This is a genomic window from Halohasta sp. A2, assembly GCF_056175805.1.
In genome coordinates this window covers 26871-43988 of record NZ_JAQFWV010000003.1, presented here as the reverse complement: position 1 = coordinate 43988, position 17118 = coordinate 26871, and the positions used below count along the sequence as shown (strand labels likewise).

Here is a 17118-nt window from a genome sequence, read left to right as displayed (position 1 = left end):
ACCACGCACATACCAGTAGCCAATGACTACCGCACCCGAAGTCCAAGCCCTGATCGACCGACTCGAAGCCGAAGCTGCACAGGACCGTAATCCAGCCACCACGCCGGACGTGGGGATCATCATGGGATCGGATTCGGACCTCGACGTGATGGCCGGAGCCTACGAGGCGCTCGAAGCACTCGGCTTTGCTGAGCAGACTGACTTCGAGAACCCTCCCGAGAGCCGATTCACCTTCGAGAGCTACGTCGTCTCGGCGCACCGAACGCCCGAACTCATGTACGTCTACGGCGAGACCGCCGCGGCTCGCGGTATTGATGTGGTCATCGCGGGCGCGGGCGGCAAATCTGCCGACCTGCCGAACATGACCGCCTCGATTGCCTACCCGATTCCCGTTATTGGGGTGCCTGTCCAAGAGAAGTCCGTCGACAGCGTAATCGGGATGCCCACTGGCGCGCCGATTACGGCCGTGGATGCGGGCAAGTCGTTCAACGCCGGGCTGTCGGCTGGGCAGATTCTCTCGCGTGAACATGAAGAGATCCAGGAGGCGCTCGTCGAGTACCACGACTCCCTGCAGGGCGGTGTCGGCGAAGTCTCGAAGGCGCTCCACGATCTGGGAATCGACGGCTTCCGCGAGCGCGACACCTAATTCGCCGTTTCTGTCGACTGAGTTCTGGTACTGTCGGTCAGTCGCCGATAAAGAGAAACAGCCCTACCGCGACGAGGAGGCCGACAGTCCCCGCAATGGCTATATTGGCGAGAAACGGCGTGGCGAAAAACTGGTCGACGACAGTCCCGACATCACCGCCGACACCGGCTCCGATCCCCCCGAGGAGGGCTGGCTGCGCCTCGGTTTCTGTCATTGTATAGTCATTACAGCAAGGATGGTTAAACATAATCCTCTGTAAGTGTGTCCTATGTGGCCGTCGACCGTCTCGTGGCGGGCGAGACAGCAACGCTCGACAGGCCGAGCCAGACGACGCAAGTGAAATGTGGACCACTGTAGCCGAACGTCCCAGTATGCCTGAGCCTGCTACCTGACACGGCCGGTCAAAAATCAACGCTTATGAGGGGCGGGTTCAAAGCTTCGGACGTTACGGAGAACCCGGAATGTCATGGATAGCAATCGGGGCATTGGCGCTCGTCGGGATCGCCATCCCACTGGCGATGATGGCGGTCTCAGCGTTGCTGCGACCAAGCGTCCCCGAACAAGGCAAGTCGACAACCTACGAGAGCGGTGAGATCCCGACGGGCTCGGGGCGCGTCCAGCTTAATATTCAGTATTACATGGTCGCGCTGCTGTTCGTCGTCTTCGATATTGAGACGGTGATGATCTTCCCGTGGGCGGTTATGTACCGAAGCGCGCTTGAAGAGGGTATTCCCCTCTCGCAGGCGCTGCTCCCTATGTTGCTGTTCGTTGGGATCCTCGTCATCGGTCTCGTATGGGCGTGGCGCATTGGGGCCGTCGAGTGGACACGGAGTCTCAAGGCCTCGGCGCAAAAGACAGAGAGACAGAACACATGAGTAGCGACAACCAACAACCATTCGTCACCGACAGCTCCGACGTACTGACTGAAACCCGCGACGCACGGCTGGCGGGCCAAGACGACCGGTTTAACTCCCGGCTTCGAGAGGCCTTCGGCTCCTCGCCGTTTATTCTCACCAAGTTCGATAAGTTCATGAACTGGGTGCGGGGCTCCTCGATGTTCATGCTCCAGTTCGGCATCGCGTGTTGCAGCATCGAGATGATGCACACCTACGCGGTCAAACACGACCTGGACCGCTTCGGGGCCGGTGTCCCACGCGCATCGCCGCGACAGGCAGACGTGATTATCATTCCCGGGACAATTGTGTCAAAATTCGCCCCGCGGATGAAACGCGTCTACGACCAGATGCCCGAACCCAAGTTCGTTATCGGCATGGGGTCGTGTACGATCTCGGGCGGGCCGTTCCAAGAGGGCTACAACGTGATCAAGGGCGCAGAGGAAGTGATCCCGGTCGACATCCACATCCCCGGCTGCCCGCCACGACCCGAGGCGCTCGTCTACGGCGTCGCCAAGCTCCAAGAGCGAATCGCCAACGGCGAGTCCTCGCCGGTCGTCGTCAAACCCTACGAGTTAGAACAGTTCGGCGATCTCGACCGCGATGAGATCGTCGACGAGTTGGCGAAAGAGATCGACGTCGACGACCTCGTGATGCGGTACAACTGGGCTGATTCACCATGAGCGTCGAACTCCCCGATACGACTGGCGTCGCCGAACAGTCGCCCGAAGAGCTCGCCGAGCTGCTCGGTGAGCTCGTGATCGGCCGCGAAGAACACCTCAACGCACCGGGGTTCGTCATCAAGCCCGATACCGTCGTCGACGCTCTACGTCGACTGCGCGATCAGGCTGGGTTCGATCACCTCTCGTGTGTCACCGCCCAGGAGTACGAGGATCGCTTCGAGTCGATCTACCACCTCACGAAGTTCGACGACCGAACCCAAGAGGTCAGCGTCGTTGTGCCTGCGGACAAGGAAAACCCCGTGAGCCAGTCGGCAAACGAGGTCTTCCGGACCGCAGACTGGCACGAACGCGAGGCCTACGATCTCGTGGGGATCACCTACGACGAGCATCCCGACCACCGCCGTATTCTACTCCCTGAAACGTGGAAGGGCCATCCCCTCGGCTTGGACTACGATCAGGACCAGCCGCAGGTTGTCCCGCTGCGAGAGCACGCCAACCCGCTGCTCGAAGACCAGAAATCGCAGGAGGAAAGCGAGACAATGTTCCTCAACATCGGCCCGCACCACCCGGCGACCCACGGCGTGCTCCACATCAAGGCCGTCCTCGACGGCGAACAGGTCGTCGACCTCGAACCCGACATCGGCTACCTCCACAGATGCGAAGAGCAGATGTGTCAGAACGGCACCTACCGCTACCAGATCATGCCGTATCCGGACCGCTGGGACTACATCTCGGCTGGCCTGCTCAACGAGTGGGCCTACGCGCGCGTCGCGGAGGATATGGCTGACATCGAGGTGCCCGAATACGCCCAGATCATCCGCACGATGGGTGCGGAACTCTGTCGGATGGCCGCGCACTTCCTCGCGCTGGGGACGTTCGCGCTCGACATCTACGGCGACTTTACGGCGATCTTCATGTACTCGATTCGAGATCGAGAGAAGGTCCAGAACATCCTCGAAGACCTGACTGGTCAGCGGCTGATGTTCAACTACTTCCGGCTCGGCGGGGTCGTCTGGGATCTGCCCGAACCCCGCGAGGAGTTCTTCGAGAACACGCGGGACTTCCTGGACGAACTCCCGACCGCGCTCGAAGAGTACCACGACATGATGACCTCCAACGAGATCCTGCAGATGCGGACCGTTGGGACCGGCGTCCTGCCGAAAGACGTCGCCAAAAGCTACGGCGCGACCGGTCCGGTCGCCCGTGGGTCGGGGATCGACTACGATATCCGGCGCGACGATCCGTACGGCTACTATGACAACCTCGATTGGGATGTCGCCGTCGAAGACGGCTGCGACAACTACAGCCGACTGCTCGTTCGCATGCGCGAAGTAGAAGAGTCGGCCAAGATCGTCGAGCAGTGCATCGACCTGCTCGAAGAGTGGCCCGAAGACGAGCGAAACATCCAGGCCAACGTTCCCCGGACGATCAAACCCGACGACGACACCGAGATCTATCGGGCCGTCGAGGGTGCGAAAGGCGAACTCGGAATCTACATTCGTGCGGACGGCACCGACAAGCCCGCCCGCTTCAAGATCCGGAGTCCGTGTTTCTCGAACCTCCAGACGCTCCCTGAAATGTCGAACGGCGAGTACGTCCCTGACGCAATCGCCTCTCTCGGGAGCCTTGATATCGTACTTGGCGAGGTGGATCGGTAATGGTGGGGCCGCTGCAAGGCGAAGTGCTCCTGCCCGAACGGATCGCCGACCTGCTCGGTATCGGTGGCGTCGCTGGCGATATTGTCGGCGCGCTGATCGGCGCGTTCATCGTCGGCAACATTATGCTTGCGTTCACCGGTGTTGCCGGACCGTGGGCAAAGCGAAAGATCACGGCCGCATTCACCGACCGGATCGCAGTCAACCGGATCGGTCCATTCGGCCTGCTGATCATCGTCGCTGACTCGGTGCGTCTACTCTCGAAAGAGCTGATCATTCCGGACGGTGCGGACCGACCCTCGTACGATCTCGCGCCGATCATCCTGCCCGCATCGGCGCTGCTCGGCTTTTCAGTCATTCCGATGGGCAGTGGAATTCAGCTCGCAGACCCCGAGGCAGGGCTTGCACTCGTGTTCGCCTTTGCTTCGATCGCCTCCATCGCGCTGGTGATGGGTGGCTACGCATCGAATAACAAGTACTCGCTGATGGGCGGGCTGCGCGCAGTGGCTCAGAACATCGCTTACGAGATTCCATTGATTGTCACCGCGATGTCGGTCGTCGTCTTCGCCGGTTCGCTACAGATGAGTACGATCGTCGCCGAACAGACGTCGACGCTCATCTCGCTCGGTGGGATCAGCATCCCGGCGTGGTACGCGTTCGTCAACCCGTTTGCGTTCGTGCTGTTTCTGGTGGCGAACATGGCCGAGATCGGTCGGAACCCCTTCGACATTCCGGAAGCGCCGACCGAGATCGTCGCCGGCTACCAGACCGAGTACTCCTCGGTGTACTTCGTGCTGTTCTACCTCGGGGAGTTCCTCCACGTCTTCCTTGGCGGGGCAATCATGGCGACGATCTTCCTTGGAGGCCCGGCCGGGCCGGTGCTGCCGGGGTTCGTCTGGTTCGTCATCAAGATCTGGGCGTTCTTCCTGTTCACCCAGTGGTGTCGCTCGGCGATTCCGCGGGTGCGTATCGACCAGTTGATCGAAATCGGTTGGAAAGGAATGTTGGTGCTCTCGTTCGCTAACTTGGTACTCACGGCCATCATCGTGGGAGTGATCGCATAATGATCGGACTACTCAAAGGCATGGCAACGACGATGAAACACGCACTCGACGGCAAGACGTTTACCGTCGAGTATCCCGAGACCGCACCCGAAGTCAGCCCGCGGTTCCGGGGCGTTCACAAGTTCAGCCAGGAGCGCTGTATCTGGTGTCGACAGTGCGAGAACGTCTGTCCGAACGACACGATCCAGATCGTGATGGACGACCAGCGCAACGGCGAACAGTACAACCTCCACATCGGCCAGTGTATCTACTGCCGACTGTGCGAGGAAGTCTGTCCGGTCGACGCCATCCTGTTGACCCAGAACTTCGAGTTTACAGCGGACACGAAAGACGAGTTCGTCTACAACAAAGAACAGCTCAAAAACGTGCCGTGGTACAAGGGGATCGATCCGCTCAACTCGCGGAACCCCGACCGTGGTGCGTGGGTCGGTGAGGGCGACGGCGAAGTCGACTACCAGTAGGCTCGCTGTCGGGATACTCGTCACTCACTGACAGATACGGCGGTCAGAGAGTGGCGTGGCTCCCTGTGTGCGAATCGCAGTGGCGGATCGTTCTCGAAATCTTCAAAGGGATACCTTAAGCATACACACACAATGGTTTATGAGACCATCGCGTTCGCGCTGTTTGCCCTCATCACGTTGGGCTTCAGCCTGGGTGTCGTCCTCGTCGACGACGTGTTTCACGCGTCGTTGCTGTTGGGTGGCGCGCTGTTGAGCGTCGCGGTGCATTACGTAATGCTGCAGGCCGAGTTCCTCGCAGCGATGCAGATCCTCGTCTACGTCGGCGGGGTTCTCATTCTGATTACGTTCGCCGTGATGCTGACGCGAGCAGAACCGGAGACGGAGGTGAACAACGCATGACCGACGACGAATTTGGCGGCTCCTCGCGCAAACCTGGAGTGGCGGCAGTTGTGCTGTTTGGTGTGTTGGCCGCAGTCGTTCTGGGCTCGGCCGGTGGCTTTGCCGACCCCGCGGGATTCCCCGCGGATGCGTCGATCGTCCACAACCTCGGCTACGCGCTGTTCGATATCGATCTCGGCGAGATCGCCTCGGAGGGCTTTCTGGCCGCCTTTCTGATCATCGCGCTCGCGCTGGATGTCGCACTCGACAGTGCGATCTACCTCGCCAAGCGCGAAGATGAAGGCTCGATCGTCTCGGCGCTGACTGATGGGGGTCGACCCGTCGACTCACCTGTCAGTCGCCAGAACGAACCAACCAATGCGGACGACGTCGACCACGGAGGTGACCACTGATGGTCGCGACCGAGTACTATCTGTTGTTGTCGTCGGCGATCTTCTGTATCGGCCTCTTTGGGGTCCTGACCCGGCGCAACGCGCTATACTTCCTGATGTCGGTTGAGCTGATGCTGAACGCGGCCAACATCAATTTGGTTGCCTTTTCCTTTTACTGGGGCAACCTCACTGGCCAGACGTTCGCGCTGTTCGCCATCGCGCTGGCCGCGGCCGAAGTCGCGGTCGGGATCGGTATCATCCTCACGCTGTACCGTAACTTCGGAGACGTCGACGTGATGAAAGCCGCAACAATGAGGTGGTAACACTATGATAACTGCATTCGACTACGTTCCGGCAATCGTCCTGTTGCCGTTCGTCTCGTTTATCGTCGCACTGTTCGTCGGCAAGACCATGCCGAAGAAGGGGGCCTACGGCGGCATCGCTGCCACAGCAGGCTCCTTGCTGTTGTCGCTGTGGGTGCTGGCGTCGGTCGCTGGCGGCCAGGCCCACCAGGAAACCTACTGGACGTGGGCCGAAGGCGTCGGCTCCCAACCGTTTACCTTGGAGTTCGGCGCGCTGATCGATCCGCTGTCGGCGCTCATGCTCGTGATCGTGACGCTGATCGCCACGCTCGTCCACGTCTTCAGTCTCGGCTACATGAACGACGAGGGCGAACGCGACCTGCCGCGCTACTACGCCGGACTCGGCCTCTTTACGGCCAGCATGCTCGGGTTCGTCATCGCCGACAACCTGCTGATGGCGTTCATGTTCTTCGAACTCGTCGGGCTGTGTTCGTTCCTCCTGATCGGCTTCTGGTACCGTAGCGAGGGCCCGCCGTCGGCAGCGAAAAAGGCCTTTTTGGTCACCCGCTTCGGTGACTACTTTTTCCTCGTTGGCGTCGTTGCCGTCTTTGCCACGTTCGGCACGGCGGCGTTCGCGGGCTCAGAGTCGTTCCCGGCACTCGCAGAGAGCGCACTCGCTGGCGACGTCGACGTCTGGACGCCAGGCGGTCTGGGTGTCGAGACATGGTTCACGCTCGTCGGTCTGCTCATCCTCGGCGGCGTGGTCGGCAAATCCGCACAGTTCCCGCTCCACACCTGGCTACCCGACGCGATGGAGGGTCCAACCCCGGTTTCGGCGCTGATTCACGCGGCGACGATGGTCGCCGCCGGTGTCTATCTGGTTGCCCGAATGTACGGCTTCTACGTGCTGACGCCGACGACGATGGGAATTATCGCCCTCGTTGGTGGCTTCACTGCACTGTTCGCCGCGACGATGGGCATCGTCAAAAAAGAGCTCAAACAGGTACTCGCGTACTCGACAATATCACAGTATGGATATATGATGCTCGCACTCGGCTCTGGCGGCTACGTCGCCGCAGTCTTCCACTTGACGACCCACGCCTTCTTCAAGGCGCTACTGTTCCTGGGTGCTGGCTCGGTCATCATCGCCATGCATCACAACGAGAACATGTGGGATATGGGTGGGCTCAAGGACAAGCTACCAGTGACCTACTGGACGTTCCTTGCGGGCTCGCTCGCACTCGCGGGCATCTTCCCTTTCGCGGGCTTCTGGTCGAAAGACGAGATTCTCTATGAGGCGTTGATCCACGGCGGGAGCCAGCCGCTGCTGTTCGCCGGCTACGCGATGGGCCTGCTTGCGGTGCCTGTCACCGCGTTCTACACGTTCCGGATGGTCTTTTTGACGTTCCACGGAAACGCACGCACCGACCTCGCGCGAGACCCCGAATCTGTCGGCTGGAACGTGAAGGGTCCGCTGACGGTACTCGGCTCGCTGGCGGTCGTCGCCGGAGCAATCAATCTGGTACCGGTCCAGAAGGTGTTCGGACTGGAAGGAATCGACTTCCTGCACCTGTGGCTCGACAACGAGTGGGGCGGCATCGAGGGGCTGTCGTCGCACCACTACGCCGAAATCGATCCGTACAGTTCGACCTACCCCTTCGGTACCGAGGTGTCGACCGTCCTCGTCGGCGCGGCCGTCTCGCTCGGCCTCGCGTTGGTCGGCCTCGGCCTCGCATGGAAACTGTACAACGTGGCCACGCCGGTCGAACATACCGACAAACTCGGCGGCGCGAAAGCGTTGCTGTACAACAACTACTACCAAGACGAGCTGCAGGTCTGGATCGCCAACCGGACCCGAGGCGTCTCCGCGAGCGCGGACACGTTCGACCAGGGTGTCGTCGACGGCGTCGTCAACGGCGTCTCGTCGGTCAGCCTGTTCAGTGGTGACCGGATCAAACGGGTCCAGACAGGGATCGTCGGCAACTACGCGTTGTTGCTCACGCTCGGGCTGACAGCGCTGCTTGTCGTCTTTGCGATCCTGGGAGGTTGGTTCTGATGATTATCGAAGCACTACTCGCATTCACGTTCGCGGCCGCATTGCTCGTCTTGGCTGTTCCGAACCGCTATGCCCACAAACTCGCCTTCGGGCTGAGTCTGGTTCCCATCGCCGGGAGTCTCTACATGTGGTCGGCCTTTGAGGCCGGTGGCAACGCCCTGACGGGCGGCGAGATCGCGTTCGAAACGGTCGCCCCGTGGCTCGAAGTCGCAGGCTACCAGTTGCAGTGGTACGTCGGCGTCGACGGAATCAGTCTGCCGCTCGTCGTGCTGACGACGTTCCTCACGGCGCTGGCGATCATGAGCGCGTGGACGCCGATCGACGAGCGACAGAGCCAGTTCTACGGCCTGATGCTCCTGATGGAGGCCAATCTGATCGGCGTGTTCACCGCACTGGACTTTTTCGTCTGGTTCGTCTTCTGGGAGGCCGTTCTCGTGCCGATGTACTTCCTCATCGGCATCTGGGGCGGTCCACGCCGGAAGTACGCGGCGATCAAGTTCTTCGTCTACACCAACATCGCCTCGCTGGTGATGTTCATCGGCTTTATGATGCTGGTGTTCTCGCTGCCGGTCACCAGTTTCGGCCTGCCGGAGATCACCCAATCGCTTGCGGCCGGTGAACTCGAAGCCGGCTTCGGCCTGTCGTCCGAGGCGCTGGCGCTGGTTGCGTTCGCCGCGATCTTCATTGGCTTTGCCGTCAAGGTGCCTGTCGTCCCGGTCCACACGTGGCTACCGGACGCCCACGTTGAAGCACCAACGCCAGCGTCGGTGATGCTGGCTGGCGTGCTCCTGAAGATGGGGACCTACGCGCTGCTCAGATTCAATTTCACCATGCTGCCCGAGCAGGCGAGCACGTTCGCCATCCCGATCGCGATCATCGCGGTCGTCTCGGTGATCTACGGCGCGATGCTCGCGCTCGCACAGACCGACCTCAAACGGATCGTCGCCTACTCGTCGGTGTCGTCGATGGGGTACGTCATCCTCGGGCTGATCGCGTTCACCGAGTTCGGCGTTGGCGGCGCGACGTTCCAGATGGTCGCCCACGGCCTCATTTCCGGGCTGATGTTCATGGCGGTCGGCGTCATCTACAACGCGACACACACCCGGATCGTCGACGACATGTCCGGACTCGCCGACAAGATGCCCGTGGCGGTCTGGATTCTCGTCGCTGGGGCGTTCGCCTACATGGGCCTGCCGCTGATGGCAGGGTTCGCCGGCGAGTTCTTCATCTTCGTCGGCTCGTTCGGCTCGACGAACCTGCCGTACGCACCGGCGTTCACCGCGCTGGCGATGTTCGGGATCGTTATCGTCGCCGGCTATCTCCTGCTCGCGATGCAGGGGACGCTGTTCGGTCCGTTCCATCTCGAGACCGACTACGAGATCGAGCGTGCGCCGCTTCACGACATCGCACCGCTCGTGGCGCTGCTCGGGGCGATCATCCTGCTCGGTGTCGCACCCTCGCTGTTCTTCGATATGATACTCGATGCAACCGTTCCGATTCTTGAGTTGACCGGAGGTGGGATCTGATGAGTTCGCTGCTCCAGATCGAGCCGACGAACTGGCTGTTCGCCATCTGGGCGCTCGAACCGGTCGTGGTGTTGGCGCTGACCGCACTCACGGTGTTGGCTGTCGACAGCCTCTCGCCGGACTCGCGATCCAACGGCCTGCTGGCAGGCGTCTCGGTCGCTGGCACGCTTGTCTCGCTCGGGATTACCGTCTGGTATCTCGTCGCTGGCACCGGCCAAGAGAGCCACGGCGGCGCGATCAGCCTCTTCAGCGACGCGATCGTCGTCGACGGAATGGGGCTGTTCTTCATTGCCATCTTCACCAGCGTTGCTGCGCTGGTGATTCTCGCGAGCTACAACTATCTCGAAGACGACGACAACCCGGCGGCGTTCTACTCGCTGTTGCTGTTCGCGACGACCGCGATGTCGTTGATGGCGGTCTCGAACTCGCTGGCGACAGTCTTTATCAGCCTGGAGATGGCCTCGCTGCCGTCGTACGCGCTGGTCGCGTATCTCAAAACCAACCGTGGGAGCGTCGAAGCAGGCCTGAAATACTTCCTGATCGGCGCGGTGTCGGCGGCCGTCTTCGCGTTCGGTATCAGCCTCGTCTACGGGGCAACCGGCTCGCTACTCCTGCCGGAAATCGCTGCCGAAATCGGCTCTGTCGACGACCTCTCGGGAATCCTCGGTATGGGGATTCTGATGACCGCTGGCGGCTTCCTGTTCAAGACGGCCTCGGTGCCGTTCCACTTCTGGGCCCCGGAGGCCTACGAAGGCGCACCCGCACCCGTGAGCGCGTTCCTCTCGTCGGCCTCGAAGGCAGCTGGCTTCGCGGTCGCGTTCCGTGTGTTCGCCGAAGCGTTCATGCCGGCACTCGATGTCGCGATCGACTGGGGGCTGCTGTTTGGCATTCTTGCCGTGGTGACGATGGTTCTCGGTAACTTCGCCGCCGCAACCCAGACCAACGTCAAGCGCATGCTGGCGTACTCCTCGATCGGACACGCCGGCTACGCGTTGATCGGACTGGCGGCCATCTCGTCGGGCGCAACTGCGTCCAACGGGACCGTGATGGGTGCAGCGATGGCCCACCTACTCGTCTACGGGTTTATGAACACGGGCGCGTTCCTGTTCATCGCCATGGTCGAGTACTGGGAGATCGGTCGAACCTTCGACGAGTACGCTGGCATTGGGCGGAAAGCACCGATGGCGAGTCTGGCGATGGCCGTCTTCATGTTCAGCCTCGCTGGCCTGCCGCCGTTCGGCGGCTTCTTCTCGAAGTACGTGCTGTTCCTCGGGGCGATCCAGGCGGGCTTTTGGTGGCTCGCCGCAGTCGGTGCGATCACCAGTGCGCTGTCGCTGTACTACTACAGCCGTGTAGTCAAAGCCCTCTGGCTGGAGGAGCCGACCACATCGCTCGACGCGCTCGATAGCAAGCCGGCTGGACTGTACGCCGCGGTCATCATCGCTGGCGTGATCACCGTCTTGCTGCTTCCCGGCTTCGGGCCTGTCATCGAAACCGCGGAAGCCGCTGCCGCCGCCCTGTTCGCCTGACGGCGACAGCTGCTCTTGTAACTAACAGTCGACGTTCGCGTCTCCACGACGGCACCGTTTTCCCGGTCGACCACCTGGTAGTAGCTATGATTCGTCGGCTCGTCCTCGGAGACGGGGGTGTCGGACGCAGCCTCACCGATCCGGCGACCGCCTCCCCCGGCGAGCTGTACGTCGTGACCACCGACAGCGGCTGGGTGACGACACTGCGCGACGACCGTATCGCAGCCATCGAAGGCGATCCGGCCGATCCGACACACTACCCCTCAGCGGCCGATATCGTCGTCGTTGCAGCGTCCGATCCCACGTCGACGATTCGGATAGCCACTACTGTGAGAACTGAGTTTCCCGATTCGATGCTGATCGTCGCGGTCGGACTGGAGGCAACACCCGAACAACGAGACCAGCTCACCGAGTTGGCCGACGAGCTGATCGACTCCCGTACGGAGATCGCAGGTCGTATCGTCGAGGCGACCGCGAGCGGGCAGGGCGGACAGATGGGACAGCTGTTGTCGACCATTCGGTCGCTCTCGAAACCGTTGGGAGTGATCGCACACGACAATCCAGATCCTGACGCGATCGCCAGCGCTGTCGGGCTCGTTCGCATCGCCGAATCGGTCGGAGTTCCGGCCGAGGCCTGCTATTTCGGCGATATTTCACACCAAGAAAACCGGGCGTTGGTCAATCTGCTTGACCTCACGTTGTACCCGGCCGACCCCGAGACGTTCGATCCATCCGACTACGGTGCGCTCGCGCTGGTCGATCACTCGCAACCGGGGGTAAACGACAGCCTCCCACCCGAGACAGCGATCAAAATCGTGGTCGATCACCACCCACCTCGCATGCCGATAGACGAGACCGACAGATACGTCGACATCCGCCCGGAGATCGGGTCGACGAGTACGATCATCACCGAGTATATCCGTCGGCTCGGGTTACCGTTCGACCAGTCACTGGCGACGGCGCTGCTGTATGGCATTCAGACCGACACCAAGGGATTCACCAGGGAGGTCTCGGAGGCCGATTTCGTCGCGGCATCGGTGCTCTCCTCGTTGGCGAGCGAGGACGATCTCGAACGCATCGAATCGCCGAGCGTGACGCCGTCGGTCGTCGAAACGCTGGCGACCGCGATTCAGCGACGCGATGTTCGAGGGTCGACGCTGACGACCTGTGTCGGCCGGATCACCGACCGTGACGCACTGGCACAGACGGCCGACAACCTGCTAAATATGGAGGGAATTTCGACGGTGCTCGTCTACGGCTATACCGAGGACATGATCTACGTTTCAGGCCGGACACGGGGTGCACCGATCGATCTGGGAGAGACGCTTCGTGAAGCACTCGATCAGATCGGTAGTGCTGGCGGGCATGCGAACATGGCAGGTGCCCAACTCCCCCTGGGGATTATTCGAGCGGTCGACGACGATGAAGACCTCACGGACGTCGTCCACACGCTGATCTCCGAACGGTTCTTCGCGTCGCTCGAAGCGACTACCGATCCGGCCGTCCACACCCAGAATCAATCGCTTGAGCGTCGAGAGTAGTCAGTGGCTACCAGTGGGAAAACAAGCGTAGCCTCTGACTACCCCGGCCTGCCAACCGAGTATTTCACCAGAGACCTCACGAGTCGATAGCACTAGCTTTTTGCATGCCTCGGGCTTAAGAGCGACAGTATGGACCGAAAGCCCCGCGTCGAGGAGTATATGACACACAACGTCTCGACGGTGTCTCCGGATGACTCGGTCGAAGCGGTGAGTCGACGGATCAGCGAAAGCCAAGACCACAACGGGTTTCCGGTCTGTCAAGCGCTGACTGTCGAGGGGTTTGTCTCTGCACGTGATCTGCTTACCGCAGACGGGTCGACACCGATCTCCGAGGTGATGAGCACCGATATACTGGTCACCCACCCCGAGATGTCGGTGACGGATGCCGCCCGCGTGATTCTCCGTTCGGGAATTCAAAAACTCCCGGTCGTCGACGACAACGGACAGTTGGTCGGCATTCTCTCGAACACCGACGTCGTCCGAAGCCAGATAGAGCGGGTTACCCCGGAAAAAGTGGGTAAACTCCGACGAAGCCTCGAACAGATTCACGGCGACGTCGATCTCTCCGAAGAGCGTCGAGAGGTGTCGCTGTCGTTGCTGACACCAACGCAGGATCGGGTGTACGCTGACGAACTCGAAGGCCGACGCTACGAACTCGAGCGCGGGCTGGCCGAACCGCTCGTCGTCATCGACAACACAGGCTCGGCCGAGCGTCCAGAACTCTATCTCGCAGACGGCCACCACCGGGTGTTGGCCGCCGACAGTATGAATCTCGACGAGATGGAGGCGTACGTAATCGTTCTCAGCGAATCGGTCGATCTGGGACTGGCCAAAACAGCCGCCAAGCTCGGGTTATCCGGAATCCAAGATATCTCTATCGTTGACTACGCCCACCATCCACTGGTTGAGACGACCGAACGACTTCTGTAGGCTGCTCAACCGACTACTCCGGGATGCTGTTCGGTCCGACTGGCCCTGTCTGCCACTCGTCGACCAGCTGTTCGGCGGCGGCACGGCTTTCGACGACCTCGTAGGCGTAGCCACGACCCTCGTCGGCCTGATACAGCCGGTCGAGGCGGACCACGAAGCTTCCATCGGTGCGTTGGCGGAGCCGGATGGTTGCGGTGCCGTCGGGTACGGTCCATTCTTCGAGCCCGTCTTCAGCTGTCGTTTGCTCCCAGTTCATATCGACTCAACGGGCTCTTTCGACACGTACGTTACGAAACCGATACACGGTTTTCCTGTTGTCAATCAGATTGTGCTTGGGCGACCGTCTGTTCGTCACCTGCTTCTGGATACCGAATGATCGTTCCACAGTTCGGACAGACTGGGTAACCGAAATCGTCGTATCGGGTTGCACTCGGAATGATGTTACAGGAGGGACACGCATTCACGGAGAGCCATTGGAAGGCCATACACTCGCTTGTGTCCAACTATGTGGTAAGTAATTGCTGCCTAATTTTTATACCCCGTCCCGATCTGTCGGTCGACGCCTCTTTTGAGACGGCCGAATACGAGTCTGTATGCCTCCCCATTCGGATCGGCTCGCGGCCTGCCAGCGTCGGCTGGCTGCGAGTAGCGCCGACGCGGTCGTCCTGTTTCCGAGTCGAAATCTGGAGTATCTCACCGGGTTCGCCGAGGAGCCGAGCGACCGAGCGCTATTTTTGTTTCTCATAGCCGACCGCGAGCCGATGTTTTTCGTTCCTGAACTGGCGGCCGAACAGGTCGACGACCGAACGCCGATCACACGGATTCGAACGTGGTGCGACGCCGAGGGACCGGCCGAACCGCTCGCGGAGCTGTGTTCGGAGCTGAATCTCGACGGCTCGCACCTGCTGGTCGACGAGACGATGTGGGCGCGGTTTACGCAACTACTGGCGTCAACGCTCCCGTCGTCGACGTTCGGATTAGCCGATAGCCTGCTGGCCGAGCTCCGAATACGCAAGGACGAGACAGAACTCGACGCACTCCGGCGGGCCGCTACGGCAACCGACACTGCAATGCTGGCTGTTCGCGAGTTGGGTTCGGAGGCAGTCGGGATGACCGAGACCGAACTCGCAGCACGGATTGAGGCCGAACTCACCGCGGCTGGCGGAGAGTCGCTCTCGTTTGAACCGATCGTGGGCTCGGGGCCGAATGGCGCGATGCCACACCACACCCACAGCGACCGAGTGATCGAGTCAGGTGACCCGGTCGTGCTCGACTTCGGCGCGCGCGTCGACGGCTACCCCGCTGACCAAACCCGAACGGTCGTCTTCGACGGCGAACCCAGCGAGGAGTTTCGAGCCGTCCACGAACTCGTCCGGCGGGCGCAGGCCGCGGCGATCAATACTGTCGAACCAGGAGTAGCCGCGGGCGCGGTCGACGCGGCCGCCCGCGAGGGTATTGCCGAAGCGGGCTACGGCGACCGGTTTATCCACCGAACGGGCCACGGAGTCGGTCTCGATGTCCACGAGGAGCCCACCATCGTCGACGGTAGTGACCGCCTACTGGCGCCACAGATGGTGTTTTCAGTGGAACCCGGCATCTATCTGCCCAGAGAGTTCGGTGTCCGTATCGAGGACCTCGTCGTCGTCACCGATACTGGCTGTGAACGGCTCAACACCACGCTGCGCGACTGGCATATATAAACAGAGGCAAAAAAGCAGACCAGTCATCACGCGAACAGTATCGTCGCTACTGATAATTCGCGTCGAGTAGGAACCAACTACTGCCGGATTGTGACGAGTAGTCGTCGACTACTCGTCGTCTGCGTCGGTTTCGTCCTCGTCGCTGGCCAGAAGGCCATGGTCGTCGAGAACCGTTTCGAGTTCGTCGACCGAGTAGTGGTGGAACGATTCGTCGTCGACGGTGATCGTCGCTAGTCCGAGTCCGTCGGGTTCGAGTAGTTCGTCGGTGGCGTCCGAAAGTGCGCCGAGAGCGAGTTCAATACCCTCATCGAGCGTGAGTTCCTCGTCGTATCCCTCTTCGAGGTACTCGCGGATGTCGGCTCGGTTCTCGCCGATCGCCAGTGCCTTCCACTCGTATGGGGTGCCAGAGGGATCTGTCTCGAACAGTCGAGGCTCGCCGTTTTCGATGCCACCGACGACGAGGGCAACGCCGAACGGGCGTGCGCCACCGATCTGCGTGTACTGCTGGATGTAGTCGGTGACCGTTTTTGTCAGCGTTTCGACGCCCATTGGCTCACCGTAACGAAGGCGTTCGACCTGTGCCTGTCGACGCGAAAAGTCGATCAGTTGGCGCGCGTCGGCAACGTGGCCCGCCGAAGCCATCCCGATGTGATCGTCGGCTTTGTGGAGCTTTTCGACGCTCTCGGGCTCCATGAGTGGTGAATGGCTTCGCTTGTCTGCGAGTAGCACTACTCCCTCGGTGGTTCGAACACCGATGCTCGCCGAGCCGCGTTTGACTGCTTCGCGGGCGTATTCGACCTGGTAGAGTCGACCGTCCGGCGAGAAGATGGTGATGCCGCGGTCGTACGCCTGCTGTTGGGCTTGTCCCTGCATATATGTCTCACTCGAAATCGAGTTCCGTCGCGCTCACGAACCCCGTCGGCATCGATACGTCGATCTCGTCCTCTCGTGAGAACGCAGGCCGTTGGGCGTCCGCAAACACCACGTGTCTCTGGTCGAAAGCTCCGGTCCGGCGTCCTAAATACCTTTCTTCACAGGCACGTACCGTCCCTGAAATCCCACGGACGACTACCCCGACCGGCTCGCCGTCGACGGCAGTGAGACAGGCCAGTGCTGCACGTGCAGGATCGGTTTCCCCCCGGCGTACCCGGATGATCGTCTCGCCGATCCCCTCGTCAAACGAGAAGCCATAGACCGTCAGATCGGCATCGGCACTTCCCGAATCACCCAGGAGGTTTCCGGCAGCGTACCACAACTCCCGCTGGAACGTCCCACGGTCGATCTCAGCATCGGGTGTCGACTCGATCTCAACCGCCAGATATCGCCATCGTGGACGAATGTGCTTTGGTAGGTGCTTCATAA

20 protein-coding genes are annotated in these 17118 nt (G+C 61.0%); 15 read left to right on the top strand and 5 right to left on the bottom strand.

The window, feature by feature from the left end; all coding sequences use genetic code 11:
* Positions 1 to 22 precede the first annotated feature (22 nt).
* The gene (purE, locus tag O2S87_RS01745) at positions 23 to 646 is read left to right on the top strand and encodes a 5-(carboxyamino)imidazole ribonucleotide mutase (protein WP_475407080.1); all 624 of its coding nucleotides are present in this window, start codon (positions 23 to 25) and stop codon (positions 644 to 646) included.
* A gap of 37 nt (positions 647 to 683) precedes the next feature.
* On the opposite strand, the gene O2S87_RS01740 is transcribed toward purE, so the two are convergent.
* Positions 684 to 860: a hypothetical protein gene (locus tag O2S87_RS01740; protein ID WP_475407079.1), complete on the bottom strand. Its 177-nt coding sequence runs from the start codon at positions 858 to 860 to the stop codon at positions 684 to 686.
* A 247-nt stretch (positions 861 to 1107) separates the two neighbouring features.
* Between O2S87_RS01740 and O2S87_RS01735 the strand changes: the two genes are divergently transcribed.
* The 13 genes from O2S87_RS01735 (at position 1108) to O2S87_RS01675 (ending at position 14056) form a co-directional block, all read left to right on the top strand.
* The gene (locus O2S87_RS01735; RefSeq protein WP_475407078.1) at positions 1108 to 1521 is read left to right on the top strand and encodes an NADH-quinone oxidoreductase subunit A; all 414 of its coding nucleotides are present in this window, start codon (positions 1108 to 1110) and stop codon (positions 1519 to 1521) included.
* Positions 1518 to 2222, top strand: a complete 705-nt coding sequence (locus O2S87_RS01730) for an NADH-quinone oxidoreductase subunit B (RefSeq protein ID WP_475407077.1) — start codon at positions 1518 to 1520, stop codon at positions 2220 to 2222. The genes O2S87_RS01735 and O2S87_RS01730 overlap by 4 nt, the downstream gene beginning before the upstream one ends.
* Positions 2219 to 3880 (top strand): NADH-quinone oxidoreductase subunit D, encoded by a 1662-nt coding sequence (locus tag O2S87_RS01725; protein ID WP_475407076.1) that lies wholly within the window; start codon positions 2219 to 2221, stop codon positions 3878 to 3880. The genes O2S87_RS01730 and O2S87_RS01725 overlap by 4 nt, the downstream gene beginning before the upstream one ends.
* Complete coding sequence (locus tag O2S87_RS01720; RefSeq protein WP_475407075.1) at positions 3880 to 4941, top strand: complex I subunit 1/NuoH family protein; 1062 nt, start codon at positions 3880 to 3882, stop codon at positions 4939 to 4941. Before O2S87_RS01725 ends, O2S87_RS01720 begins: the two co-directional genes overlap by 1 nt.
* The gene (locus O2S87_RS01715) at positions 4941 to 5402 is read left to right on the top strand and encodes a NuoI/complex I 23 kDa subunit family protein (protein ID WP_475407074.1); all 462 of its coding nucleotides are present in this window, start codon (positions 4941 to 4943) and stop codon (positions 5400 to 5402) included. Before O2S87_RS01720 ends, O2S87_RS01715 begins: the two co-directional genes overlap by 1 nt.
* A gap of 132 nt (positions 5403 to 5534) precedes the next feature.
* Positions 5535 to 5801, top strand: a complete 267-nt coding sequence (locus tag O2S87_RS01710) for an NADH-quinone oxidoreductase subunit J (RefSeq protein WP_475407073.1) — start codon at positions 5535 to 5537, stop codon at positions 5799 to 5801.
* Positions 5798 to 6193, top strand: a complete 396-nt coding sequence (locus O2S87_RS01705) for a hypothetical protein (RefSeq protein ID WP_475407072.1) — start codon at positions 5798 to 5800, stop codon at positions 6191 to 6193. The genes O2S87_RS01710 and O2S87_RS01705 overlap by 4 nt, the downstream gene beginning before the upstream one ends.
* The gene (gene nuoK / locus O2S87_RS01700) at positions 6193 to 6495 is read left to right on the top strand and encodes an NADH-quinone oxidoreductase subunit NuoK (RefSeq protein ID WP_475407071.1); all 303 of its coding nucleotides are present in this window, start codon (positions 6193 to 6195) and stop codon (positions 6493 to 6495) included. Before O2S87_RS01705 ends, nuoK begins: the two co-directional genes overlap by 1 nt.
* 4 nt (positions 6496 to 6499) lie before the next feature.
* On the top strand, positions 6500 to 8530 hold the full coding sequence (gene nuoL, locus O2S87_RS01695) for an NADH-quinone oxidoreductase subunit L (protein WP_475407070.1): 2031 nt from the start codon (positions 6500 to 6502) through the stop codon (positions 8528 to 8530).
* The gene (locus O2S87_RS01690; protein ID WP_475407069.1) at positions 8530 to 10056 is read left to right on the top strand and encodes a complex I subunit 4 family protein; all 1527 of its coding nucleotides are present in this window, start codon (positions 8530 to 8532) and stop codon (positions 10054 to 10056) included. Before nuoL ends, O2S87_RS01690 begins: the two co-directional genes overlap by 1 nt.
* Positions 10056 to 11585: an NADH-quinone oxidoreductase subunit N gene (locus tag O2S87_RS01685; protein WP_475407068.1), complete on the top strand. Its 1530-nt coding sequence runs from the start codon at positions 10056 to 10058 to the stop codon at positions 11583 to 11585. Before O2S87_RS01690 ends, O2S87_RS01685 begins: the two co-directional genes overlap by 1 nt.
* Positions 11586 to 11671: 86 nt before the next feature.
* Entirely contained in the window at positions 11672 to 13126 is a 1455-nt protein-coding gene (locus O2S87_RS01680; RefSeq protein ID WP_475407067.1) for a DHH family phosphoesterase, read from the top strand.
* Positions 13127 to 13255: 129 nt separating this feature from the next.
* A complete protein-coding gene (locus tag O2S87_RS01675; RefSeq protein ID WP_475407066.1) occupies positions 13256 to 14056 on the top strand; it encodes a CBS pair associated ParBc domain-containing protein in 801 nt (266 codons plus the stop codon).
* Between the two features lie 13 nt (positions 14057 to 14069).
* Here O2S87_RS01675 and O2S87_RS01670 read toward each other — a convergent pair whose 3' ends face one another.
* Positions 14070 to 14312 (bottom strand): DUF7543 family protein, encoded by a 243-nt coding sequence (locus tag O2S87_RS01670; RefSeq protein WP_475407065.1) that lies wholly within the window; start codon positions 14310 to 14312, stop codon positions 14070 to 14072.
* Positions 14313 to 14373: 61 nt separating this feature from the next.
* A complete protein-coding gene (locus O2S87_RS01665; protein ID WP_475407064.1) occupies positions 14374 to 14541 on the bottom strand; it encodes a hypothetical protein in 168 nt (55 codons plus the stop codon).
* Positions 14542 to 14649: 108 nt separating this feature from the next.
* Here O2S87_RS01665 and O2S87_RS01660 point away from each other — a divergent pair, with 108 nt between their 5' ends.
* Positions 14650 to 15756, top strand: a complete 1107-nt coding sequence (locus tag O2S87_RS01660) for a M24 family metallopeptidase (protein WP_475407063.1) — start codon at positions 14650 to 14652, stop codon at positions 15754 to 15756.
* Positions 15757 to 15864: 108 nt separating this feature from the next.
* On the opposite strand, the gene psmA is transcribed toward O2S87_RS01660, so the two are convergent.
* Positions 15865 to 16629, bottom strand: coding sequence for an archaeal proteasome endopeptidase complex subunit alpha (psmA, locus tag O2S87_RS01655; protein WP_475407062.1), 765 nt, complete (start codon positions 16627 to 16629; stop codon positions 15865 to 15867).
* 7 nt (positions 16630 to 16636) lie between these two features.
* Positions 16637 to 17116 carry an Rpp14/Pop5 family protein gene (locus tag O2S87_RS01650; protein WP_475407061.1) on the bottom strand — a complete coding sequence of 160 codons (480 nt, stop codon included), beginning with the start codon at positions 17114 to 17116 and terminating at the stop codon, positions 16637 to 16639.
* Positions 17117 to 17118 lie beyond the last annotated feature (2 nt).

Excerpts from the sequence above, each read along its gene's own strand:
- O2S87_RS01690 (WP_475407069.1), top strand. The coding sequence starts at position 8,530 with ATGATTATCGAAGCACTACTCGCATTCACGTTCGCGGCCGCATTGCTC.
- nuoK (WP_475407071.1), top strand. The coding sequence starts at position 6,193 with ATGGTCGCGACCGAGTACTATCTGTTGTTGTCGTCGGCGATCTTCTGT.
- O2S87_RS01735 (WP_475407078.1), top strand. The coding sequence starts at position 1,108 with ATGTCATGGATAGCAATCGGGGCATTGGCGCTCGTCGGGATCGCCATC.
- purE (WP_475407080.1), top strand. The coding sequence starts at position 23 with ATGACTACCGCACCCGAAGTCCAAGCCCTGATCGACCGACTCGAAGCC.
- O2S87_RS01730 (WP_475407077.1), top strand. The coding sequence starts at position 1,518 with ATGAGTAGCGACAACCAACAACCATTCGTCACCGACAGCTCCGACGTA.
- O2S87_RS01670 (WP_475407065.1), bottom strand. The coding sequence starts at position 14,312 with ATGAACTGGGAGCAAACGACAGCTGAAGACGGGCTCGAAGAATGGACC.
- O2S87_RS01680 (WP_475407067.1), top strand. The coding sequence starts at position 11,672 with ATGATTCGTCGGCTCGTCCTCGGAGACGGGGGTGTCGGACGCAGCCTC.
- nuoL (WP_475407070.1), top strand. The coding sequence starts at position 6,500 with ATGATAACTGCATTCGACTACGTTCCGGCAATCGTCCTGTTGCCGTTC.
- O2S87_RS01665 (WP_475407064.1), bottom strand. The coding sequence starts at position 14,541 with ATGGCCTTCCAATGGCTCTCCGTGAATGCGTGTCCCTCCTGTAACATC.
- psmA (WP_475407062.1), bottom strand. The coding sequence starts at position 16,629 with ATGCAGGGACAAGCCCAACAGCAGGCGTACGACCGCGGCATCACCATC.
- O2S87_RS01705 (WP_475407072.1), top strand. The coding sequence starts at position 5,798 with ATGACCGACGACGAATTTGGCGGCTCCTCGCGCAAACCTGGAGTGGCG.
- O2S87_RS01660 (WP_475407063.1), top strand. The coding sequence starts at position 14,650 with ATGCCTCCCCATTCGGATCGGCTCGCGGCCTGCCAGCGTCGGCTGGCT.
- O2S87_RS01675 (WP_475407066.1), top strand. The coding sequence starts at position 13,256 with ATGGACCGAAAGCCCCGCGTCGAGGAGTATATGACACACAACGTCTCG.
- O2S87_RS01725 (WP_475407076.1), top strand. The coding sequence starts at position 2,219 with ATGAGCGTCGAACTCCCCGATACGACTGGCGTCGCCGAACAGTCGCCC.
- O2S87_RS01650 (WP_475407061.1), bottom strand. The coding sequence starts at position 17,116 with ATGAAGCACCTACCAAAGCACATTCGTCCACGATGGCGATATCTGGCG.
- O2S87_RS01715 (WP_475407074.1), top strand. The coding sequence starts at position 4,941 with ATGATCGGACTACTCAAAGGCATGGCAACGACGATGAAACACGCACTC.
- O2S87_RS01685 (WP_475407068.1), top strand. The coding sequence starts at position 10,056 with ATGAGTTCGCTGCTCCAGATCGAGCCGACGAACTGGCTGTTCGCCATC.
- O2S87_RS01720 (WP_475407075.1), top strand. The coding sequence starts at position 3,880 with ATGGTGGGGCCGCTGCAAGGCGAAGTGCTCCTGCCCGAACGGATCGCC.
- O2S87_RS01740 (WP_475407079.1), bottom strand. The coding sequence starts at position 860 with ATGACAGAAACCGAGGCGCAGCCAGCCCTCCTCGGGGGGATCGGAGCC.
- O2S87_RS01710 (WP_475407073.1), top strand. The coding sequence starts at position 5,535 with ATGGTTTATGAGACCATCGCGTTCGCGCTGTTTGCCCTCATCACGTTG.